Origin of the sequence: Ruoffia sp. FAM 26254 (assembly GCF_045528545.1) — a bacterium.
In the GTDB taxonomy this organism is placed as follows: Bacteria; Bacillota; Bacilli; order Lactobacillales; family Aerococcaceae; genus Ruoffia; species Ruoffia halotolerans.
On the sequence record NZ_JBGQQY010000007.1, the window covers coordinates 1 to 22,972 of the forward strand.

General features: G+C 32.8%; 27 protein-coding genes. 23 read left to right on the forward strand and 4 right to left on the reverse strand.

The window, feature by feature from the left end:
* Window positions 1-150 precede the first annotated feature (150 nt).
* Together ACEN3Z_RS02995 and ACEN3Z_RS03000 are read left to right on the forward strand one after the other, a co-directional pair.
* Window positions 151-378, forward strand: a complete 228-nt coding sequence (locus ACEN3Z_RS02995; RefSeq protein WP_407089556.1) for a hypothetical protein — start codon at window positions 151-153, stop codon at window positions 376-378.
* Window positions 375-1,427, forward strand: a complete 1,053-nt coding sequence (locus ACEN3Z_RS03000) for an ABC transporter permease (protein WP_407089557.1) — start codon at window positions 375-377, stop codon at window positions 1,425-1,427. The genes ACEN3Z_RS02995 and ACEN3Z_RS03000 overlap by 4 nt, the downstream gene beginning before the upstream one ends.
* 234 nt (window positions 1,428-1,661) lie before the next feature.
* On the opposite strand, the gene ACEN3Z_RS03005 is transcribed toward ACEN3Z_RS03000, so the two are convergent.
* Complete coding sequence (locus ACEN3Z_RS03005) at window positions 1,662-2,528, reverse strand: helix-turn-helix domain-containing protein (RefSeq protein WP_407089558.1); 867 nt, start codon at window positions 2,526-2,528, stop codon at window positions 1,662-1,664.
* A gap of 410 nt (window positions 2,529-2,938) precedes the next feature.
* On the opposite strand from ACEN3Z_RS03005, the gene lepB reads away from it, so the two are divergent.
* From lepB to ACEN3Z_RS03035, 6 genes are all read left to right on the forward strand, one after another.
* Window positions 2,939-3,457 carry a signal peptidase I gene (lepB, locus tag ACEN3Z_RS03010; RefSeq protein WP_407089559.1) on the forward strand — a complete coding sequence of 173 codons (519 nt, stop codon included), beginning with the start codon at window positions 2,939-2,941 and terminating at the stop codon, window positions 3,455-3,457.
* A 583-nt stretch (window positions 3,458-4,040) separates the two neighbouring features.
* Window positions 4,041-4,322 (forward strand): hypothetical protein, encoded by a 282-nt coding sequence (locus ACEN3Z_RS03015; protein ID WP_407089560.1) that lies wholly within the window; start codon window positions 4,041-4,043, stop codon window positions 4,320-4,322.
* Between the two features lie 184 nt (window positions 4,323-4,506).
* Entirely contained in the window at window positions 4,507-5,928 is a 1,422-nt protein-coding gene (locus ACEN3Z_RS03020) for a lipopolysaccharide biosynthesis protein (protein WP_407089561.1), read from the forward strand.
* Between the two features lie 541 nt (window positions 5,929-6,469).
* A complete protein-coding gene (locus ACEN3Z_RS03025) occupies window positions 6,470-6,838 on the forward strand; it encodes a sensor histidine kinase (protein WP_407089562.1) in 369 nt (122 codons plus the stop codon).
* On the forward strand, window positions 6,835-7,074 hold the full coding sequence (locus tag ACEN3Z_RS03030; RefSeq protein WP_407089563.1) for a response regulator transcription factor: 240 nt from the start codon (window positions 6,835-6,837) through the stop codon (window positions 7,072-7,074). Before ACEN3Z_RS03025 ends, ACEN3Z_RS03030 begins: the two co-directional genes overlap by 4 nt.
* Before the next feature lie 62 nt (window positions 7,075-7,136).
* A complete protein-coding gene (locus tag ACEN3Z_RS03035) occupies window positions 7,137-7,472 on the forward strand; it encodes a response regulator transcription factor (RefSeq protein ID WP_407089564.1) in 336 nt (111 codons plus the stop codon).
* A 189-nt stretch (window positions 7,473-7,661) separates the two neighbouring features.
* Here ACEN3Z_RS03035 and ACEN3Z_RS03040 read toward each other — a convergent pair whose 3' ends face one another.
* A complete protein-coding gene (locus ACEN3Z_RS03040; protein ID WP_218931771.1) occupies window positions 7,662-8,546 on the reverse strand; it encodes a helix-turn-helix domain-containing protein in 885 nt (294 codons plus the stop codon).
* A 426-nt stretch (window positions 8,547-8,972) separates the two neighbouring features.
* On the opposite strand from ACEN3Z_RS03040, the gene ACEN3Z_RS03045 reads away from it, so the two are divergent.
* The 7 genes from ACEN3Z_RS03045 to ACEN3Z_RS03075 all read left to right on the forward strand — a co-directional run bounded on the left by ACEN3Z_RS03045 (window position 8,973) and on the right by ACEN3Z_RS03075 (window position 13,281).
* Complete coding sequence (locus tag ACEN3Z_RS03045) at window positions 8,973-9,254, forward strand: hypothetical protein (protein ID WP_218931772.1); 282 nt, start codon at window positions 8,973-8,975, stop codon at window positions 9,252-9,254.
* A gap of 197 nt (window positions 9,255-9,451) precedes the next feature.
* Window positions 9,452-9,751, forward strand: coding sequence for a hypothetical protein (locus tag ACEN3Z_RS03050; protein WP_407089565.1), 300 nt, complete (start codon window positions 9,452-9,454; stop codon window positions 9,749-9,751).
* Between the two features lie 160 nt (window positions 9,752-9,911).
* A complete protein-coding gene (locus ACEN3Z_RS03055; RefSeq protein WP_407089566.1) occupies window positions 9,912-10,208 on the forward strand; it encodes a hypothetical protein in 297 nt (98 codons plus the stop codon).
* A gap of 209 nt (window positions 10,209-10,417) precedes the next feature.
* Window positions 10,418-11,023 (forward strand): hypothetical protein, encoded by a 606-nt coding sequence (locus ACEN3Z_RS03060; protein ID WP_407089567.1) that lies wholly within the window; start codon window positions 10,418-10,420, stop codon window positions 11,021-11,023.
* A 1-nt stretch (window position 11,024) separates the two neighbouring features.
* Window positions 11,025-11,291 (forward strand): hypothetical protein, encoded by a 267-nt coding sequence (locus ACEN3Z_RS03065; RefSeq protein WP_218931774.1) that lies wholly within the window; start codon window positions 11,025-11,027, stop codon window positions 11,289-11,291.
* A 250-nt stretch (window positions 11,292-11,541) separates the two neighbouring features.
* Entirely contained in the window at window positions 11,542-12,165 is a 624-nt protein-coding gene (locus ACEN3Z_RS03070; RefSeq protein WP_407089568.1) for an ATP-binding cassette domain-containing protein, read from the forward strand.
* 12 nt (window positions 12,166-12,177) lie between these two features.
* Window positions 12,178-13,281: a hypothetical protein gene (locus tag ACEN3Z_RS03075; RefSeq protein WP_218931776.1), complete on the forward strand. Its 1,104-nt coding sequence runs from the start codon at window positions 12,178-12,180 to the stop codon at window positions 13,279-13,281.
* Window positions 13,282-13,351: 70 nt separating this feature from the next.
* On the opposite strand, the gene ACEN3Z_RS03080 is transcribed toward ACEN3Z_RS03075, so the two are convergent.
* Together ACEN3Z_RS03080 and ACEN3Z_RS03085 are read right to left on the reverse strand one after the other, a co-directional pair.
* Entirely contained in the window at window positions 13,352-14,632 is a 1,281-nt protein-coding gene (locus tag ACEN3Z_RS03080; RefSeq protein WP_407089569.1) for a toxic anion resistance protein, read from the reverse strand.
* A gap of 6 nt (window positions 14,633-14,638) precedes the next feature.
* The gene (locus ACEN3Z_RS03085) at window positions 14,639-15,619 is read right to left on the reverse strand and encodes a 5-bromo-4-chloroindolyl phosphate hydrolysis family protein (RefSeq protein WP_407089570.1); all 981 of its coding nucleotides are present in this window, start codon (window positions 15,617-15,619) and stop codon (window positions 14,639-14,641) included.
* A gap of 253 nt (window positions 15,620-15,872) precedes the next feature.
* On the opposite strand from ACEN3Z_RS03085, the gene ACEN3Z_RS03090 reads away from it, so the two are divergent.
* From ACEN3Z_RS03090 to rpsD, 8 genes are all read left to right on the forward strand, one after another.
* Window positions 15,873-16,457, forward strand: coding sequence for an NUDIX hydrolase (locus ACEN3Z_RS03090; RefSeq protein WP_407089571.1), 585 nt, complete (start codon window positions 15,873-15,875; stop codon window positions 16,455-16,457).
* Window position 16,458: 1 nt separating this feature from the next.
* The gene (locus tag ACEN3Z_RS03095; RefSeq protein ID WP_407089572.1) at window positions 16,459-16,899 is read left to right on the forward strand and encodes a hypothetical protein; all 441 of its coding nucleotides are present in this window, start codon (window positions 16,459-16,461) and stop codon (window positions 16,897-16,899) included.
* A 26-nt stretch (window positions 16,900-16,925) separates the two neighbouring features.
* A complete protein-coding gene (locus ACEN3Z_RS03100) occupies window positions 16,926-17,615 on the forward strand; it encodes a 5'-methylthioadenosine/adenosylhomocysteine nucleosidase (RefSeq protein WP_407089573.1) in 690 nt (229 codons plus the stop codon).
* 413 nt (window positions 17,616-18,028) lie between these two features.
* Window positions 18,029-18,826 (forward strand): amino acid ABC transporter substrate-binding protein, encoded by a 798-nt coding sequence (locus tag ACEN3Z_RS03105; protein WP_407089574.1) that lies wholly within the window; start codon window positions 18,029-18,031, stop codon window positions 18,824-18,826.
* 36 nt (window positions 18,827-18,862) lie between these two features.
* On the forward strand, window positions 18,863-19,492 hold the full coding sequence (locus ACEN3Z_RS03110; RefSeq protein WP_407089575.1) for an amino acid ABC transporter permease: 630 nt from the start codon (window positions 18,863-18,865) through the stop codon (window positions 19,490-19,492).
* 335 nt (window positions 19,493-19,827) lie between these two features.
* The gene (locus tag ACEN3Z_RS03115) at window positions 19,828-21,252 is read left to right on the forward strand and encodes an ABC transporter permease subunit (protein WP_407089577.1); all 1,425 of its coding nucleotides are present in this window, start codon (window positions 19,828-19,830) and stop codon (window positions 21,250-21,252) included.
* 11 nt (window positions 21,253-21,263) lie between these two features.
* Window positions 21,264-21,929, forward strand: coding sequence for an amino acid ABC transporter ATP-binding protein (locus tag ACEN3Z_RS03120; protein ID WP_407089578.1), 666 nt, complete (start codon window positions 21,264-21,266; stop codon window positions 21,927-21,929).
* A 216-nt stretch (window positions 21,930-22,145) separates the two neighbouring features.
* Window positions 22,146-22,754, forward strand: a complete 609-nt coding sequence (gene rpsD, locus ACEN3Z_RS03125) for a 30S ribosomal protein S4 (protein WP_197104534.1) — start codon at window positions 22,146-22,148, stop codon at window positions 22,752-22,754.
* Window positions 22,755-22,972 lie beyond the last annotated feature (218 nt).

The following is a 22,972-nucleotide window of genomic DNA, read 5'->3' on the forward strand; positions in this document are numbered from 1 at the left end:
AAACAAGAGAATCGTAAGAAGGTTCATTTAGTTAAAATCTACTTCGAGAACGCACTATTTTGTAGAAAAATTCCCAATTTTTCCAAGAACGATTAATTTATTCAAGAAACCAGCTTAAATTATAGAGGTATGAATTATTCAGGTTTATATATGATTTTAGGTTTTCTACCCATCGACCGTCTTATAGGTGGGGAATTTGGAGAGATATTTAGTCAAAATTACTATCGAGAAATTTTCTCTCAACCGATGATTGACTATATTCTCAATAACGATTGGATGTCGAATATCGGCATTGCTGTTGGAATTGTATTGGTTAGTGTCATACTAATATTCTTAGTTATTCAACTGAGAAACAGAAGGGAGTTGAAACCAATATGAAATTCATACAATTAGTTTGGTTTCATTTTAAACGCATATGCCAAAATTTTGGTCTCATCTCCATGTCTTTCATCATGCCGTTATTTATGGTCGGTGGTTTATTATTTATCACCACCTCTGATACGAATGCAATCTTAAGTGAAGAGTTTGTTATCGTAAATGATTCGGAGTTTGTCGAGGAGAATGTGTACCCAAGACTGAGTGAGAATTTACAAGCTAACTTTACGTCAGATTCTAAAAGGGCCTTTGAGCAATTGGAACAAAGTGAGTTAGCGATGATTTATGAAATCCCCGTTAACTTTCCAGAGGAAGGTTCCAGAATTAAAACGCGTAGTATCAATGGAGAAAATAATGATATATTCTTTGAATCTGAATTTACCTCTGTATTGAGTGAAGTAATGACAGAGAATGCTTTAAATGAAGCTGAGTTAGACTTTGAAAAAATTCAAGTTGCTGAACCAAGTATCAAACAAAGTTATACTCCCATTGACGGAAATTTAGTCATCGTAGTTTTTATGACTATATTCTTTATGAGTTACGCAAGTAGCTTAGTGAGTGCTGATTTGAATAAATTAAGAAGTGATGGAGTTTTAACCCGAAGTATTGTAACCAATGCACGAAGTTGGCAAATATTAGGCAGTGTTTTAGCAGCTTTCTCGCTTAATAATTTTATCTCTGCGATGTTAGTTATCTTGCTTATTTGTTTGATATTTGGAATTACAATAACGCAACTTCCAGTGATAATCGCTGCAATTCTTGCTTTTTGCATCTTTAACGCTGGCTTTACGATGGTACTATTCAGATTATTTAAAAATGATCAAGTCATCCTAATGGTAGGTATTGTCTTATCAATCGTCTTTGTGTTCTTAGGCATAGGTATTATAGATATACCAGGCTTGTCATTTTTCGAATATGTCTCACCATTTTATTGGTTGTTCGAATCATTGGATACAGGAGCAATCTTACCGAATATTCCAGTCATTGCGTTATATGGCTTGGTATTATTTACTGCAGGAAGCTTTAAAGTTGAAAGGTTAGTGAGAAGCTAGATAAATAAAGTGTGACTTGTGTAAATAAAAACAAGTCACACTTTTTTGTAGTTGAATGTATTAGGAATTTTCCTTTAGTTCAAGTTCAACAGAAATTATGAGTTCATTAATTGTTTTTTCATAAGCTCGACCTAATGTGTCGTTATTAAAACGATAGAGACACAATTTTTACACTCTGACTAATAAACAATTGATCTAACAGTTAAAAAGTAAGTATAAAAATATAACTTTACTTTAACTCTCAAGAGAATCTATAAAATCTTTTAATGCTTTTTTATGAGCCTGTGCAATGGAAAAAGCCTCTAAATTATACATGATATCTATGGATTTTTGAGCGATTTTAAGTCCATCTTCTATATTACCTTGCGCTATTGTTAACTTGCCTTTTAAATAGTTAAGTTTAGTTATTTCATAAAAATACTTGGTATTAATCAAATCTTTCATTATATTATCAATTAAGTCATTAGCGAATAATAACTCATTTTCTCGTATTAAATGATTTATAAAATTTATATATATTAAAACTACTGAATGTTTATAATTTTCTTTTCCAACATATTGGCTAGCAGATTTCTTAGATTTTTTTATTAAAATTTTATTTATTTTTAAAGGTATGAATTTAATGAAATTAGCATAAAGATGTATTTCATAATTACCCCAATTGTCATTATATAGGAGATATTGGCTAATAATATTGATTTCAGATGTGTTCAATGGTGTATTACTATATAAATTTATAGATTGTTCAATAAATATTCTAAAATGAGTATAAAATATGCTGTCGAAATTCTCTTTTTTTTCGTTTAATTCTTCTAATTTTTTATTCAAAAAGTAAATATCTTCATTTACTAATCCAGGGGCTAAGCTATTTAAAAACTCATATATTGAAACAGAATTGTAAAATGAAGCTAATCTATAAAACTCTTCAGGGCTTACCTTTAACCTTTGAAGTAAAGCAAATAATTTATCAGCTGAAATGCCAGATTTACCAGTTTCAAAATTTGAAAGAAATGGTTGTGAAACAATACCTTTGGCAGTATCTTTTAAAGTTAATTGTTTTTCTAATCGTAAATTTCTGAAAATTGGTCCTAATGATTGCATATGAATTTATCCTTCCCAAATAAATTAAAGTAAAATTAAATTATTAAAATCATAAAATGGTTGCATGATACTATAGAGTTGTTAAAACTCAAGAGGTGTAAGTATTAAAAGTAAGGCGTTAAAGCTTATTTGTCTGATTTTAGTGTGTTTAATTTCTGTTGATGGGTTTCAAAATGGCCAATTTATACCTACTGATGATGACGAAGTAATAGTGCTCCCAGAATGAGTAATATTGAGGAATAAAGTTTTATTGATTCCACATTAGTATAACTGTTACAGGTTTATTGTTATTTAGTTATCATTGTTATGCGACTCAATGATGATATTTGAATTTTGCAATAGAAGGAAAATTCAAAAGTATACATTAACAATTATACTTAAAAATTATATATTTTAAAAGGAGAATTCTGATGTTCGATTATATAAAAGATACGATATTAGAAAATAAGATATTAATAATTATTTTCATTATATTCATAATTATTAGAAGTCTTATATTTCCGTTCTATAGTATCGAAGGAGCTTCAATGGATTATACATTAGAACATGGAGAGAAGGTAATTGGAACAAATTATTTTGAAATCGATCGATTTGATATAGTCATTATGGATGTTCCAGAATTAGATAAGTACTATATTAAAAGAATTATTGGAATACCAGGTGATCGTATTGAATACAAAAATGATGAACTTTATATAAACAATGAGTTGGTAACAGAGCCATATTTAGAAACTAAAAAAGAAGAATGGTTGCAGTTTACAGAAGATCTTATTATTGAAAAAGTACCTGATGATGAATATTTTGTCCTAGGTGATAATCGGCGAAATTCAAAAGATAGTAGAGATATGGGAACTATACCTAAAGAAAATATTTTATCAGAAGCATTACTTATTTATTGGCCATTAAATAAAGTAAATTTAATAAAATGACTAAATAAACCATGTAATACTTTAAACTTACATAGAAAAGTATACTAGAGATTCACAAAAATATTCAAGAGGAGCACAAATGTTAATGCTAAATTAGATTCAACAATATTTGCTAGATAAGTTTCGGCACTTTATTTCATAAAAAAATAATTCAGTTATACTTTTACAGTATCAATTGAATTGGATGATGAAAGGTGAACGAAAAAAAGATGAGTATTTATCACGAAATCCATCGATTGCATCGATTGGGATTCAACAAAAGTCAAATTGAACGAAAGGTTGCGTAAATCGAGATACGGTGAGAAAATATCTAGAAAAAGACTTTGAGGAAATGACTGAATGGACATATACATTACAAAATCGAACCAAGAAAATGGATCCTTACGCAGATATTATTCTTGAGTGGCTGAAGGAGCTTAGATACTTCTATTACTTTCAAAATCAGCTTATATTTCAAGATATTTATTTTTCAGTTTGAATATATAACTATAAATTTGTAATTAAATAAAAATGAGATAGGAGACTAGAACATGAAAAAATAGTATTAGTATTGGGGATTATAGGTTTTCTGGTAGGAATGCCAGTGCATGAGGTTGAAACTGTAAGTGCTCAAGAAGTTGAATCCTCAAGTGAAGTAAATAATTCCGTTCCGAATAGTCAAGGTATTTACGTAAATGTATATGAAACCTTTTGGTTTCCACCTTCAAGCATTATTTACGATAAAAATGGGCTATATGGAACATTATATTTTAATGATAGAGTGAGCAATGACTTTTTTTACAATGCTTATAAATATTCTGGATGGGTTTATCCAAAAGGTGGTGGACCGTCAGTAGGATATAGTGTTATACCTGAATCAGAATAATTAAGCGTAATCGATTTTTTCCTTATTAATCAGTTTTAGATTAGAATTTGAATTTTACCAAGTTCTAATCTTTTTGTATGTTAAGATTAAGAACATAAAGGGTTTATGAAAAATTGATTTAGAAAAAAACATACTATTATAAATTGCGAAGCGTTGATTTAATAATGTATAAAGGAAGATAATATTGAATAGAAAAATTTTAAATTCATTTGTATGGAAATTACTAGAGAGAGGTGGAGCTCAGGCTGTACAAGTATCCATGCAACTCATTTTAGCTAGATTACTTGGTCCTGAAATTCTAGGAAGAATGGCTATAATATTAGTATTCACTAATATTTTTTTAGTTTTCATAGAAGGTGGATTCAATACTGCACTAATCCAGAAGAAGAAAGTGGATGCATTAGATTATTCAACAGTTCTAGTATTCAGTGTATTGGTGTCGATATTTTTTTATCTATTATTATATGTATTGGCTCCCATTATAGGAAACTTTTACAATGATAATGAACTCAGTACAATCATTCGAATTTTAGGCGTTGTATTGTTTCCACTAGGTTACATTTCAATCCAAATTGCTTATATATCTAGAAATCAGAATTTCAAACCACTTTTCTTATCAAGCTCGATGTCCTTGTTTATTTCTGGTGGTGTTGCTGTTGTATTAGCACTAAATGGTTTTGGTATATGGGTTTTAGTGATACAGCAAATTATAAGTAGTTATTTAAACCCGATATTATTAAATCGTATCATTAAATTTAAAGTGAATCTTAAATTCTCACTGAATCGCCTTAGGAGTATGTTTAAATTTGGGATTGGTATATTGGCAGGTAACTTAATCTACAGTCTTTATTTGGATTTGAGAAAATTATTAATTGGAAAAGTATATAGTACCGAAGATTTAGGTTTTTATCAAAGAGGTGAGCTAATACCAAAATCAGTCGTCACAAACTTTGATAAAGTTTTACAAAGTATTATTTTTCCAACGCTATCTTCATTACAAGATGAACACAGCAAAATGAAGCATATAATAAAAAAGACGATGGAAGTCTCAGCTTTTATTATTTATCCCATAGGTATTGGTTTATTTATAGTCTCTGAGCCGTTAATCATTGTTATATTAACGGACGAATGGCTGGAGGCGGTACCGTATTTAAGGGTATTTGCGATAACGTATGCTTTATGGCCCTTACTTTCATTAAATTTACAGTCAATTAAGGCACTTGGTAAAAGCGATTTAATTGTAAAAATGGAATTTACTAAAAGGGTCGTTGGTTTATTACTGATTATTATTACTCTCCCATATGGGCCTTATTATATCGCTTTAGGAACTTTGATAGAGAGAATTATTGAATTGTTTATCAATGCGTATCCCAATAGGAAATTGATTAATTTTACACTCTCTGAGCAGTTTATGGTAACATTACCCTCATTAACTTCAGCTATTGTGATGTTAATCATCGTTTACCCAATAAATTTTTTAACGATCAGTATGTACTATAAGTTAATCTTAGAAATTTCATTAGGCATCATTGTATACTTACTTGCCTCAACGCAAATAAATAAAAATTTGTTGAAATATTTTATCAAAGTGCTTAAACAAAAATGAGTATTTGTTTAATGGTTGATGATAGGAAATTGAGTTAGAATTGTAGGTAATAAGTAACCCATCAGTTGCGAGAAGTTATTCGTGAAAAAATTGGATAAACTATATTATTTATAATATGATGTTAAAGCGTTTTAACAATGGAATGGCTCTATTGATTAGTGGGAGGGTGGTCATCGCTAATAAGAGAGGCTTATTATTTCCTACCGTATCTAATTGAGGAAGAAGGGCACTGTAGATGAGTGGCATGCTTTCTAGCAGCAGTGGATATCATAACCACATCGATCGATTAGATATCGCCTGTAATAAACGTTTATATCAATGCTAATATAGGTAATGATTTTAGTAAAATAGAATGGAGGACATCATGAATCGAATGACATGGATTGGTTTGATATTATTGACCGCTGCACTTTTAATAGGACGTTTTTACCTATTTTGAATACCTGGATAACTGATATCTTATTAGTGTAAAGGGCAATTATAAAATGTCAAGTCTGTCATTCATACTGAAAGAGAGTCTGCGATTAACTTAGAACAAGAATTGCAGCAAATCATCCAATCTTTCACCACAGCACCGGTTGACTTTACTTACCGTAATACTAAAGCTCTGACTAATCAACTAACACATTCGATTGTTACGATCGTGACAGAGGCCTTTACGAATATTAATAAACATTCTGATGCGACCGCTGTAACCATTCGCTTTATTGAACTAGTTGATAAATGGACTTTACTTATCTTAGATAATGGGAAGAATTCCAGTCATAAAGATAGCCCATTAAAATCAGAGGGGATCGGACTTTTGAATATGGAAGAACGTGTGAAAATGTTAAATGGGACGCTATTTATAAGCAATGAGAAAGGCTTTAGAATATTCATTACAATACCTATGGAGGAAATGGAAGAATGAAGATTATAGTTATCGATGATGATGCGATGGTAACAAATGGTATTAAGACCATTATCGAGATGGCCACTCAAAACAATGACAATCCTTATAAAGTAGTAGCAACTGGTAAGACTGGGGAAGATGCACTAACATTATATCCACTACACAATCCTGATATAGTCTTATTAGATATTCGCATGCCGATTATGAATGGCATTGATGCAGGGCGAACCCTAATGCTAAGATTATTTACTTAACTACATTCTTGGAAGATGAGTATATAATTGAAGCGTTAAAGATAGGGGCTAAGGGTTACTTAATGAAGACAGACTTCGATAGCTTAATACCAGCAATTGAAGCTGTATCTAACGGACATAGAGTATACGGAGATGAGATTGTCGCAAAGATTCCATCATTTCTATCCTCAGATCAGAAAAAAGAAGGGCAGAATCAAATAGAACATCAATCCCTCAGTGAACAAGAAGTGGAGTTAATACATTGGGTAGCCCAAGGATTAAATAATAAAGAAATTGCTGAGCAAATGCACTTCTCAGAAGGAACAATCAGAAACTACTTATCGAACCTATTAGAGAAGTTAGAATTAAGAGACCGCACACAACTAGCGATTTATTATTTTAAGAATATGGGGGAGTAGGAGGAGCCAAGTGATTGCTTCTTTTTTTGTTTGATGAGCTAGGAACCTAGGTATTCAGGTTGAGTAACCTAGATTTTTTTGATGCAAAGAGAGGATGCAATCGGATTTGTTGAAATTGATGCTTACTAAAAAATGTAGGATACAAAAATGTTGTATTAGATATTAATAAGCAGTTAGTAGTTTCTTCTTTTAGGAATTTTCCTTTAGTTCAAGTTCAACAGAATTTATCAAATTATTGATTGTTTTTTCATAAGCCCGACCTAATGTGTCATTATTAAACTGGTAGATGATATCAATAGCGCGGTCTGTGTATTTTTTGCCTTCAGTAATCTTGCCTTGCGCAATCATTGCTTTGCCTTTTAGGTATTGTAATTTATTGATCTCATAGAAATAAGGTGTATTGTTTAAATCATCAAGCAGTTCGTTAATCATATCAATTGCTAGAAATGTTTCTCGTTCCTTAATTAATTTATTGATGAAGTTAGTTTGGATGATAACAACAGAGTGCTTATAATTTCCTTCATCAACATAATTGGCTGCAGATGTCTTAGCTTTCTTTAAGAGAAGCCTATTAATATCTAAGGGGATAAACTTAATAAAGTTAGTGTAGAGATATACTTCATAGCTCCCCCAGTAATCATTGGCCATCAAATAATTGATGATTGTGTTTGTATTTGTTTGATTGATGGGTAGATCAGTTAAGTGATCGATAAAGTGAGTTATAAGGATTTTGTAGTGAGTATAGAATAAGGAATCATATTTATTTTTATTCTCATCAAGCTCAGTTAATTTTTGATTAAGTAGGCGTACATCATCATTACGAAAAGCGGGTGTTAAACTCGCAATAAATTCTTGAATCGGTGTAGAATTATAATTAGACACTAAACGGTAGAACTCTTTGGGATCAACTTTTAATCGTTGAAGTAAAGCTAATAAGTTGGAGGCAGAAATATCATTTTTTTCATTTTCAAATTTAGAAAGAAAAGAGACAGATACAATATCCTTACTAACTTCTTCAAGAGTTAAGCCTTTCGATTTTCGAATTCGTTTAAAGAGTGGACCAATATGCTGCATGATATATACTCCTTTGCGTTTGAACTATAGTCAAATATTAGAATATGTTAATAATACTTATGATAAGATGAATTTATAAAATGTCAAGGAAGGATAATATAATCAAGCTTAAGTTTTTTACTGCCGTCTGTTTTTTATTAGTCACTCTCAATATCACTAGTTATTCAAAAGTAATATCATTTCCAATGGATGATGATGATTATGTCCCGTATATTATTAAACATTTATGACTTAAAAAGATCTTTAATAATATATTACAAGGAGAAGGTTGATGTTGGTTCTACTTTTTCTTAGTTCAATGTAACTTAGAATTCAATATACTATTCAAAATATTTAATTAGAACTATGCCAATTGTCATTAAAAAGTTCAGATAATTATTAGTAATCGATAAAATAAGTAACTGAATGTACATTAGGAGGAAAAAGATGAATAAATTAAGAAGTAACAATTATAAAATATTTAGATTATTAATTCTTGCGATAACATTAATTCAGCTTGGGACATTCACTACAACGGTATCTGCTAAATTAGTTCTCATATCATATAGATATGATGAAAACAAAATTACTGGAAATCTTACAAATTATCATAATTATTTATATCGCGATGTTCCAGATAATGCATATATATCTTCAACGATAACTCGTATTGTAGAAGAGGGATGGAATTACATTAGGTTTGAGAAAATTAATAATTATAATTGGTGATTTATGTAGTTTAAGTAGGTGTCATCAGTGATTGAGTTATTAGACATACCCATTAAATTTAAAAGTCCATTCTAATAAATGTTAGTGTTACGTTCCAAGAGGGCAATTTTTATGGTCTTGGTGGAGCCAATGGTTCAAGAATGAGCTCAGTCCTTAATGCTATAGTTAAGCTAATTGAGTATGAAGGATAGATTGAAGTGAGTGGTCTAAACGTAACGCAGGCTCAAAGTTCTATTCAAAAGGTAATGTATTTAGAATATTCCGAGTGGTTTGACTATAACTTAACAGCAATGGACTACCATAAGCTATATTCAAAATTATGGAAGTCTGAGCTTGACTTGGATGGAGAGATTAATTATTGGGGCATGAAAGACTATGTCAATCGAAAGATTGACAAATACTCTTTAGAAATGCGGAAAAAACTACTGCCAAGTTTATGTGCACTTTCCTCGGCAAGATATCTAATTATGGATGAACTGATTAACGACTTAAACTAGGATACAGTTGTCTTGTTCAAACGGTGGCTGGAAAAAAATATCAGGAAAACAAATCTTATTTACTTCGCACTATCATGATACTATTTTTGAATTGTGTGATGCGGTGTAGGAGATTGAAAACTATCAATTGAAGCCTGTAGAGCAGTGAGGAGGATAATCCATGATATTGTTAGAGTTTTATAGTAAAAAAATTTACCGTAATAAATTTAATTTGATTCTATTGGTGATTTTAGCTGTAATTATGGGACTTTCACTTTATTTTAATAACAATTCCAACTCACTGATTTCTACTGTTAAGATGGAGCAAAATGATTTAAAAGCGATGCAAAGCAATATAGCTAATAACGCAGAACAAAATGCAGCTTTTACAGAACAGATAGAAAATAATGAGCGGTTTTTTCATATTATGAATCAGGAGAGTATTCAAAAGCCTATGCGACGCGAATTGAAAAATTAGTCAAGATTAGAGAAATTAGTGCTAACACTACTAATATTGAAAGCGATTTAAGGGTTTTAGATGAGATAATAGCGGAGTTAGAAGCACTGGCTGAACATAACCTAGAGTATGATTCTGTCTTTACCCCAACCAAAGGATTTAACTTTATGGCCTATTCAACAGTTAATTCTCTGGTGCCGTATTTGTTAATTCCATCTTTAATATTAATAATGACTAGTTTGTTTACTGACTCTTATAAGCGTAATCTTAATATTGATCTGACGTATCCACTTAAGTTAACAGAATTAAGAATGAGTAAATTTGTCACTGCCTTATTCTATTCAATCATCAGTTACTTAATCTATATGTTAGTCAGTTTTGGGTTGTCTTCATTAATTTCTGGAATAGGGTCTTTTAATTACCCATTAGTAGCTTATGGTGAAGATGGCATATCAATGCATGTTTACGATACATTGACTATTATGCTAGGAAGTATTGCCATACATTTCTTATTGTTAGTACTATTGGTATTACTTGTTTTGTTGCTTTCAGATTATATCCGTAATCGTCTCTATTTATTTTTTGTAATTTTACTGATTGTCTATTCTCAAGTTTTAGTTGTACCTTTAATTCCGCCTTTATATGGAATAAGTCATTTATTTCCTTTCTACTATTTAAATGCGAAGTCCATCATTAGTTATGAATCAGCTTTCTTACTAGGTAATTTAAATTTGAATTTTAAAACAGGTATATTAGTGATTACAGGTTATATTGTTTTATTATCTTCGATAATTTTTACGAACAATTTTAAAAATCAGAAAAGGATGGAGAATTAAAATGAAAAAATTACTATGTTTATTATTTGTATTAGTTACAATTACAAGTGTAGGAGCTACTTCAGCTAGTGCACAAGTTACAAAAGAGGTTATAAGTTCTTACTATTATGAATATAATAAGTTCACTGGTAATACTAGAAATTATGGGTATACATGGATTTTTGTGCCTGCCTCAGCATACATCACTGAAATTGCTGACAATTTTATTAGTGAGAATTTAACTTATATCACTCACAAAAGAAATTACTTTTATTCAAGATATAACTAAAAATTTCATATAACTATTCAATGATTAGTACTATAAAGAATATTTACAAACTTAATAGATTGTGACAACTATTCTTTAGTTGATCACAAAATGTTTTGTTGCATTTTAGAGTGATTTGGTACATTCAAGATGATATTTAATACTATTACTATATAATTGTATTAGTAGACAATGGAGAATAGGAATTACTAAATTTAAGAATGTTCATTAAAATTGTTTCTTGTCAGTATTATCAGGGGAGGTATCATCAATGATTCAGTTATCGGATGTATCCATTCAATTTGAAGAGCCCATTCTAACGAATGTTAGTGTTACATTCCAAGAAGGGAAGATTTATGGTCTTGTTGGAGCTAATGGTTCCGGCAAGAGCTCAGTTCTTCGTGCTATTGCAAGGCTAATCAAGTATGAAGGGAAGATTGAGGTAGGTGGTTCAAACGTAACGCAGGCTCAGAGTGGATTTCAAAAGGTAATGTATTTTGAACATTCTGAGTGGTTTGACTATAACTTAACAGCAATGGACTACCTTAAGCTATATTCAAAATTATGGAAGTCTGAAGTAGAGTTGAAAGAAGTGGTATCTTATTGGGGTATGGAAGATTATGTTAATCGCAAGATTGGCAAATATTCTTTAGGGATGCGCCAAAAACTACTGCTAAGTTTATATGCACTTTCTACGTTAAGATATCTGATTATGGATGAACCGACTAATGGCTTAGATAAAGATGCTGTTATTTTATTCAAACAATGGCTAGAAAAAGAAAAAGTATCAGGCAAACTCATTGTATTTACCTCACACTATCATGATACTATTTTTGAATTGTGTGATGCAGTGTATGAGATTGAAAACCATCAATTGAATCTCGTAGATCAGTGAGGAGGGTAAGCTATGATATTATTAGATTTTTATAGTAAAAAGATTTATCGGAATAAGTTCAACTTGATCTTATTAGTGGTTCTAGGGGTAGTTATGGGTGTGTTGTTATATTTTAATACCTTATCCAATACGCTAGCTCTCTTTGTTGAATCAGAGCTTGGGGCTATGAACGAGCAACTAGCTACGACGACGAATCAAGAACAAATCGCATCTATTGAACAACAGATTGAAAATAATGAACTGTTTTTAGCTTATTATGAATCGGGTCAATATTCTGAAGCCTACAAGACGCGAATTGAAAAATTACACAGAGTAAGAGATATTACAGTGAGAACAACGAATAATGATAGCGAATTAAGACAATGGGATGAATCAATTGCTGAGCTTGAAGTACTTGCAGAGCATAACCTGCAATATGACTCAGTTCATTCTCCAACAAAAGGCTTTCAATTTATGACATATTCGACAGCCAATTCTTTGATTCCTTACTTATTAATCCCTTCTTTAATACTAATAATGGCAAGTTTGTTTACTGATTCTTATAAACGTAATCTCAATATTGATCTAACTTATCCACTTAAGTTAACAGAATTAAGAATGAGTAAATTCACCACTGCTTTATTTTACTCTGTAATCAGTTACTTACTTTATATGTTAATAAGCTTTGGTCTTTCCTCGTTAATCTCCGGGGTAGGGTCTTTAGACTATCCATTCGTAGCTTATGCTAAAGATGGTATATCAATGCATGTTTATGATACGTTGACCATTTTACAAGGAAGTATCATCCTACATTTCTTATTGTTAGTACTACTAGTCTTACTCGTTTTGTTGCTTTCTGATTATATCCGTAATCGTCTTTATTTATTCTTTGTAATGTTATTGCTTGTCTTTTCTCAAGTATTAGTGATACCTTTAGTTCCGCCATTATATGGTATAAGTCATTTATTTCCTTTCTTGTATTTGGATGCGAAGTCCATAATTAGTTACGAATCAGCATTCTTGCTGGGGAATTTAAACTTGAATTTCACCACTGGTATTATAGTGGTTGTGGGGTGGATTGTTGTCTTAGCTGCGATGATTCTTATAAAAGATTTGAAGAAACAAAAAGATATGTAATGCTAACTAGTATAAAAAATACATCGATCCATAAGAGAGCAAATCTCTATGAATTGATGTATTTTATTTATTAATATTCAGTTTGGTTATCTTGGCGTTGTCTTTTTTGCTCATTGGAGATAGCTAATAATTTATCACGTAGGTCATTTTCCATCTCAAGCAATTCTTGCTCTGCCAAACGGCGTTGTTGACGGCCTGTTTGTTGAATCTCTAATGTCTCTTCTAAAGTACTAATTAGATTGCTTTGCGTTTTGCGTAAGGTATCGATATCGATGACACCACGTTCTGCTTCACGAGCAATGTCGACAGTGCTTTGTTTCAACATTTCAGAATTCTTAAGTAACAAGTTGTTCGTTGTCTCAGACACTTGGCGTTGTGATGTGGCCGCGTTTTGTTGTCTAAGTAAGGCTAGGGCAATCGTAATTTGGTTCTCCCATAATGGGATAGCCGTATGGATGGATACTTGAATCTTTTCTGCCAGAACTTGGTTCGTGTTTTGAATCATTCGAATTTGTGGTGCTTGTTGAATAGTCATTTGACGTGTTAAGCGTAGATCATGTGTTCGCTTGTCCAAGCGGTCTAAGAATTGATTTAAGTCGTTCACTTTTTGAACTTCCATTTGATCTTGAGACTGACGTGCTTTTTCGATAGCTGCTGGGATGACTTCGTTTTGAAGTTGTTCCATCTTAACTTCTCCAGCAGCAATGTAGACATTTAAAGCGTCAAAGTAATCTTTATTCTTGTTGTAGAATTGTTCAAGCATTTGGTTGTCATTAAGCAATTCAGTTTTTTCGCGTTCAAGTCGAATGGCCACACGGTCAATTTGGCTCCCAATTTGTTGGTAACGCATTTGAGTTTCAGTAATTGAACTCTTTACACGTTTGAATACACGTTGGAAGATGTTTGGTTCAGCCGTTAGTTGACGTGGGTCAGATTCTTGTAGTTTAGTCATTAACTCTGTAAGAACATCACCGACTTCTCCCGTATCTTTTAATTGGACTTGTTGAAGTATTGAACGAGAAAATTCACTTAATTTTTTCTGAGCGTTTGATCCATAAGCGATGATGGCACCCATGTTCGCTTCATCAATTTGCTTAGCTAAGTCTTGCGCTTGTTTTTGACGATGCTCTGGTAAACGTTCAATTAACTTTTCATTGGATACTTGACGTTTAGCAAGCATTTCTTGATCAGCTAGGTCTTTTTCTAGCGTTTGCTCGATAGTTTCATCGAAGGGATTGGCTAGTAATTCATCAAATTCAGATGATTCTTGTTGCGTTGGTTGAACGGGATCATTGATAGAACCGTGTTCTTGTTCTAATAGTTCGTCGAATAAGTCTTTTTCTTCAGTCATATTTTTCTACTCCTTCGTCTCGATGTCATCATCTTTGTCCATATTATTCCAATCTTCTAATATTTCATCAACCGATTTAGACGGTTCATTTGCTTGCTGGCGATTTAAAGTACGGTTAGCTAAATTAATCTCGTCATCTAAATCTTGGTAAGTTGCTTTGTGGAAGCTAATATAATCTTCAGTTAAGCGTTCAGCTAATTCTTCAATCGTTTGAGCACTTTTTTCTAGAATCAGATACGTTTGTTTGTTCTTAGCAATGTGTTCGCTCACTTCATTGTATTTCTCAGTTAAATCATCTATGGAAGGGAGAATACGGTATATAACATCTCCGGCTTCACTGAAGCGTTTAGGTTCTTTGACAATATCTTGAAAGAATTGCTTACTTATTTCAATCGTATTGTGTCTAACATCAATGGCACGTAATTTAGCAGTAGCGTTCATTTGTTTTTCAATCGAGATAATATGCTCGCGTGTTTGGGCTAATTGTTCTCTAAAGTATGAGATTTCTTCATTAGATAAACCAGCTTCTTGATAATGTTGAATTTTATCTGTTGCTTTGGATCTATAAAAAGGGTTTTTAGTAAAAGATTTTGGCTGATTCACAAATATCTTATCAATGATAAAAGTCATAACTCCAAACCCAAAAAGGGTGGTTAGACATAAGATAAAGAGTGATATTATATTATTTATCATATGATAATCAACTTCAAAAATCGCATTAAGACCTGCCCCCGCAAGACTTAAAAGCGAAAATAAATAGACAATGGTTTGTAAGACATGAGGACTGTCATTAGTTAGATGGTTATATAGACGTGATAATGTTGAAATTGAGCCAAGGGTCATAACGATGACGATGGCTAGGTAAATAAGTGAATAGGGTGAAAATGTTGAGCCGGATAGCAGTATCCCAAGAAATAGTAAAATTACAATAATCATGGGAACATTTCTGTTCTTGCGACTTGATTTATTTGTATGTGGTCGTTTCATAATTAATCCTCCATTTAATTTTTTCTTTTTCATGTTCATCTTAACTAAAGTTTATCATAGAGCATTGAATCATTTATCGGACTAGAGACCCATATTTAAATATTGGGCATATAAATTTAACCGAAAAGTCATGCATTACACACAGAACATGTCTATACTTACAGTTAGAGAAGAATGAAAGGTGGATTGAAGTCTTTACTTGTATTATACAGGAAGAGGCGCTACAATTTGTCTTATATTTATTAGGAGGTACATGATGTATTCGAATCCAGAACATATCCCATTCTTACAAGATGAAGCTTTAAAAGAAAGTGAATTAATCTATGATGGGGCAATCTTACAATTATATCGAAATCAAATCGAATTAGAGAACGGGCAACTTACTTACCGTGAATTAATTAATCATCAATCAGCAGTCGGTATTTTAGCGATCACACCGCGTGATACTGCAATACTTGTGAAGCAATATCGACCTGCAGTAGTCGATCACATTATTGAGATACCTGCGGGTTTAAGAGATTTTATTGAGGGTAAAGAAGAAGATGCACTCCTAGCAGCTAAACGTGAACTTGAAGAAGAGACAGGCTATCAGGCGAACGATTGGACGGAATTAGGGAGTTATTATGTGTCTCCAGGCTTTATTAATGAAAAGGTAACCGTATTTGTTGCGGAAGGCTTAATTAAAGTCGAAAATCCACTTGCTCAAGATGAGGACGAACAGATTGAATTAGTTGAATATAATCGTCAAGAAGTGAAGACAATGCTCGATAATGACAAAGTGAGGGATATGAAGACTGCACTTGCTTTAAATTACTGGCTATATCAAAAGGGTGAATAAAATGTTTAATAGAAAACGAAATAATGACTATGAAGATTATTTAGATTATGATAATAATCAAGAAGAAGAGCTGGAATTTGATGAAACACGTGAGTATCAAAACAATCCAGATGAAACATATGAGGAGAATCAGTGGCCGAGTGAAGAGGATTACTCCTATTATCAAGAGCAACAAGATGACTTCAATCCTGAATATGAAACAAGAAGTCAAAGGTATGCAAATGATGAACAAGAAATTCCATATGAAACAAATTATGAAAGTGAAATACCAGAAGAATATACAGAAGATAATGACGAGCAAGAAGAATCAATAACGAGTCAAAACAAGGCAATGCCTAGACGTGCGAAGTATAATGCACGGATTGATCGCTTCTTAAACAATGGTATTATCATTGTTGGCGTATTATTAATTATCGTGTTAGTCATTGCATTCTTACTATAAAATACATAAAAGAAAGAGGAATAATTATGATTATTGGGCTAATTGGAGCGATGGAAGAAGAAATTCGCGAGTTAAAAAAAACGATTACAAATCAAGAACACACTGAGCAATTCGGTGTAGAATTTATTAAAGGTAATTTGGAAGGCAAAGAAGTTGTTCTCGTATTATCAGGGATTGGGAAAGTAAACGTAACAATCACAGTGACATTATTAAAGCAATTATTTAATGTGACACATATTATTAATACAGGATCAGCTGGAGCACTGGACTCTGCCTTAGAAGTTGGAGATATTGTAATTGCCCATTCATTAACTTATCATGATGTCGATGTAACCGGCTTTAATTATGAGCTTGGACAAATGGCTGGAATGCCAGCGCAATATTATCCAGATACTGAAATGGTAAGAATAGCTCAAAATGCATGTCGTGAGATTGGCTTAGAACCTTATATCGGACAAATTGTTTCGGGTGATCAATTTGTTTCTAAACAAGAACAGAAGTTAGAAATATTAAATAATTTCCCGTTAGCGCGAGCAGCTGAAATGGAATCTACTGCGATTGCTCAAGCTGCGTATGTTATGGATGTCCCATTTGTTATTATTCGTGCGATTTCAGATTCAGCTAATGATGAAGCTTCAGTTACATTCGATGAATTCATTGTTACTGCAGGTAAAGTATCTGCCACAATGGTGATGGCAACTGTTGCAGCCTTATAATATATAATGTAATGACAAAACCTCCTAAGAAATTAGGAGGTATTTTTGTGGATTAACAAAACTTCAATAGCGTTATTTATTAAAATAAAATTAAAACTCTTGACTTAAAAGATTATATATCTTATTATAAACTCATAAATAAAACAGATTATTCCAAAGGACGAAGAGATAGGCAAGGCTATGAAAGAGAATTTGCGGTAGCTGAGAAGCAAAGCATAGCCCCCTATGAAGACACACCCTTTGTATAATAATCAAGGTTGACCCTTTATCGTCAAAGTAATTCTATTACTTGCTGAGATAATTATTGCGAAATAATTATAAAAAAAGGTGGGACCACGTCGTAGACGTCCTTTAATCCAATTGGATTAAAGGACGTCTTTTGTTGCTTTGATTTATAAAAAGGAGATAAGAAAATGAAAAAATTTGTATCAAAAATTAGTATGGTATTTGTCGCTCTATTGTTATTATTATCCGTTTCAAAGCCAAGTTTTGCACAAGAAATAAATAAAGATGAAGGGGTAGTCATTGGTTTCGATGACACTTTTGCCCCTTTTGGTTTCAAGAATGAAGCAGGAGAAAATGTTGGTTTTGATATTGATTTAGCCAATGAAATTCTAGGTCGGCTGGATGTTGAATATTCTTTCCAGCCTATTGACTGGAGTATGAAAGAAACAGAGTTAAATACTGGAAACATTGATATGATCTGGAACGGTTATTCAGTGACACCACAACGTGAAGAAGTTGTCCTATTCTCAGAGCCATATATTCAAAACCGTCAAGTGATTGTTGTTAAAGCGGATAGTGATATTCAATCCAAAGAAGATTTTGCAGGTAGATTAATCGCAACTCAAGAGCAATCTGCTTCACTAGAAGCGATTATGAATGAAGCTGACTTTGCCGAAGCACTAGATGGCGCTCAACCAGTCACATATCCAACGTTTGTAGAAGTATTTAGTGACTTAGATAATGGCCGGGTAGAAGGTATTGTTGTTGATGAATTATTAGCAACTTACTTCCTAGAGCAAAATGGGACAGCAGATCAATATCGAATTTTAGAAGAGAACTTTGGTGAAGAAGATTACGCAGTCGGTTTTCGTAAGACAGATGAAGCGTTTGTTGAAGAGTTTAATGCTGTGTTAGCAGAAATTATTGAAGATGACACATTTACAGAAATTAAATCACAATGGTTTAGTGATGTAGATAGCGAATAATATAACTAATGAGTAAGCTATAAGGAGCGAAAAGAAATGAACTTATCAATGTTACAACCCCTATATAATGGTTTCGTTACAACCTTTCAATTTTTCATATTCACGCTAATATTAAGTATTCCCCTAGGGTTAATTATTGCCTTATTAGCGCAGAGATTTTCGAAAACATTAGGGCTAATAGTGAATGGGTACGTTTATCTTTTTCGCGGAACGCCTTTATTGCTTCAAATGATGTTTATGTTCTTTGGTCTTCCATTTATTGGCATAGTGTTAGGGCGGTTTGAAGCCGCCCTCATTACTCTAGTCTTGAATTATGCGGCTTATTTTGTTGAGATTTTTAGAGGCGGTTTAAATGCCATTCCAAAAGGGCAGTATGAAGCCTTACAAGTTCTTTCAATCAATCGTTTCAATGGGTTGAAAAACGTCATACTTCCACAACTATGGAAGATTGTCATGCCATCCGTGGGGAATGAAGTCATTAGTCTAATTAAAGATACATCATTAATCCATATTCTAGGTTTAGAAGAATTATTAAAAGTAGGTCGGACAATGTCGAACCAACAAGCCAGTTTAATGCCCTTTGTTTATGTAGCCATTATCTATTTATTATTTACAGGTGTGACAACATTGGCGCTGAGATTTATCGAAAGACGTATCGAAGTTTAAAATTAAAAAAAAATTAAAATCTTTGACTTTAACGTTGGTTTCTTTTACCATATTCTTAATAATGATTTATTTATGGATAGGTTTTAAAGATGGATTCCTTCATGAAAGAGAGTTTGCGGTAGCTGGAAAGCAAATCATGAAGCCATACTCACACACACCCTATCACAAAACATAAAACGTTTGACGCGTTATCGTCTCACTTTTGCTCATGTAGTATAAGTGATCAAGTTAATTACCGTGAGGTAATTATAAATGAAGGTGGAACCACGTCTCGACGTCCTTTGCTCCCAAACAGAGTGAAGGGCGTTTTTTAATTTGTTTAAAGGAGTTTGAAAATGAAAAAATGGCTTAATTTATTAATACTTATTATGTTAGTATTTGTACCCATCCAAGCAGCGGCTCAATCAGATATTACAATCCAACCAGGTGAGACGGTTACAGTTGGACTCGATTCAACTTTCGCACCCTATGGGTTTTTAGATGATGGTGAATATACAGGCTTTGACATTGAATTAGCTGAAGAAGTCTTTGGCACAATGGGAGTTGATTATGAGTTCCAATCCATTGACTGGTCAATGAAAGAAGCGGAATTGAATAACGGAAATATTGATATGATCTGGAACGGTTATTCAAAAACACCTGAGAGAGAAGAATTAGTACTTTTTTCTGATAATTATGTCGAAGGTCGTGTCGGTGTATTAGTTAAGAATGAAAGTGATATTCAAACGATCGGAGATTTAGAAGGAAAAAAGGTTGCGACTCAAGAAGGTTCCTCTCAATTAGAAGCAATTAGACAGCAACCAGGCTTAGAGGAATCTTTAGATGGCGGTCGAGTGATTACTTTTTCATCTTTCAATGAAGTCCTTCAAGAATTAGCAACAGGACGGGTGGATGCGATTGTTGTTGCAGAATTAGTAACAAGATATTATTTCTCACAAAATGGTCAAACAGGTGAGTATCGCATGTTAGATGAAGATTTTGGTATTACTGAAACTGCCGTAGGTTTCAGACAAAATGAAACAGCTTTTGTTGAAGACTTTAATGTCGCTTTAAATGATGTATTAAATAGTGAAGCTTATGAAGAAATAGAAAATCGTTGGTTCGCTGAATTAGGTGGTGATGAGTCTGCTGAAGAAGCCAATATGCTTGCACCTTTATTGGATGCAGCCAAGACAACTTTACTCGTATTTTTTGTTGTTTTAATTGTAAGTATTCCACTTGGTTTGATTATCGCCTTATTAGAACAACGAGCACCAGCTTGGATAAAAGCAATCATCCAAGTATATGTTTACGTCTTTAGAGGGTCACCATTACTCCTTCAATTAATGGTTGTATATTTCGGCTTACCGTTTTTAGGTATTACACTAGACCGTGTGCCCGCAGCCTTAGCGACCATGATTATTAACTATGCTGCTTATCTAGTGGAGATTTTCCGAGGAGGCTTAAATGCCATTCCTCAAGGTCAGTACGAATCATTAAAAGTATTATCCATTAATAAACTAACGGGATATCGTCGAGTGATTCTTCCGCAACTTTGGAAAGTGGTAATGCCTTCCGTAGGTAATGAAGTCATCAGTTTAGTAAAAGACACATCACTTATTTATATTCTTGGTTTAGACGAATTACTAAAAGTAGGGCGTTCATTATCAAATCAGTACGCAAGTATGATGCCGTATTTATATGTCGGTGTGATTTACTTAGCTTTAACAGGAATTGTCACAATTGTATTAAATCAAATTGAGAAGAGAATTGACTATTAGGAGGATTACAAATGAGTTTAATCGTAAAAGACGTTAGTAAACAGTTCGGGAATAATGTCGTAATAAGTAATTATAGTATGGAAGTTGCCCCAGGAGAAATTACAGTCATTCTAGGGGAGTCGGGAAGCGGGAAGACAACATTACTGCGTATGATCAATCACTTGGAAGAAGTTGATAAAGGTTCTATCTCGATTGATAATACTTACTTAGTTAAAGACGGAGAATATCAAGATAATCAATCCATTAAAGATTATCAATACAAGATCGGACTTGTGTTCCAAGATTATCAATTATTCCCAAACTTAAGTGTGACTGAGAATTTATTATTAGCCCCACTTTCGAATAAATTTGCTGACAAAGCAGTTTTAGAAGAAAGAGCGGCTTCATTGTTGGAACAAATGGGTGTCGGAGACAAAGGGGATTCTAAACCGAGCCAGTTATCAGGTGGACAAAAGCAACGTGTTGCGATTGCGCGAGCGATGATGATGAATCCAAGCTTACTTTGCTTCGATGAACCAACCTCTGCCTTAGATGAGAAAACTGTCGGTAAAATTGCGGAATTAATTACTCAACTATCTAATCAAGGGATTATGATTTTGATTATTACCCATGATAATGAATTAGTAAAATTATTAGGAGACGCAAGAGTGATTCGAACGACAGAATTTATCAAATAATGCTTGCTTTTGATACACCTGTTTGGTACACTAGCTCTTGTGTAAAATAATGCAGCGTTAAAACAGAAAGCGCGTCAACATTCTAAAACCTAATGAAATAAGTAGGGCATCGAGTAACCGCGGCTGCTAATGGTGAAAGTGAAAAGCGGAATGCACGCATTCGAGTTTTAAACAGAATTATTTTACTCCAAAAAAACTTATTGGAGGAATTAAATTATGTCAAGATATACAGGACCATCATGGAAATTATCACGTCGTTTAGGAATCTCTTTAACTGAAACAGGGAAAGAAATCGCAAAACGTAACTACGCACCAGGACAACACGGGAACAACTCTCGTAGAAAAATCTCTGAGTACGGATCTCAATTACAAGAGAAACAAAAATTACGTTTCATGTACGGATTAAACGAACGTCAATTCGCAACATTATACCTACGTGCAGGTAAAATGGAAGGAAAACACGGTGAGAACTTCATGGTGTTATTAGAAACTCGTTTAGATAACTTAGTATACCGTTTAGGATTTGCTAATACACGTCGTCAAGCACGTCAATTAGTTAACCACGGTCACGTTACTGTAGATGGTAAACGTGTTGATATTCCATCATACTTAGTATCACCAGACCAAGTGATTGGTTTACGTGAAAAATCTCAAGAATTAGCATTAATCAAAAACAACTTAGAAAACGTTGTTTCTCGTTTAGACTTCATCTCATATGACGAAAACTCTAAAGAAGGTACTTTAACTCGTTTACCAGAACGTAGCGAATTAAATGCTGAAATTGATGAGTCATTAGTTGTTGAGTACTACAACAAATTAGGCTAATCTTTAGTAAAGATTTAATAACACAGAGTAATTTATATAACGGGTGTCAGTTTAGAGCTTATTCTAAACGGCACTCGTTATTTTCTGTCATAGGGTATAATAATAGGCTTACTTATTGCTTAAAATGAATGGATTCTTAAAAAAGACAATCGAATATTAAAAAAGACAAAAAATATCAGGACCACAAAAGTGATCCTGATATTTAAATTATTAGTATA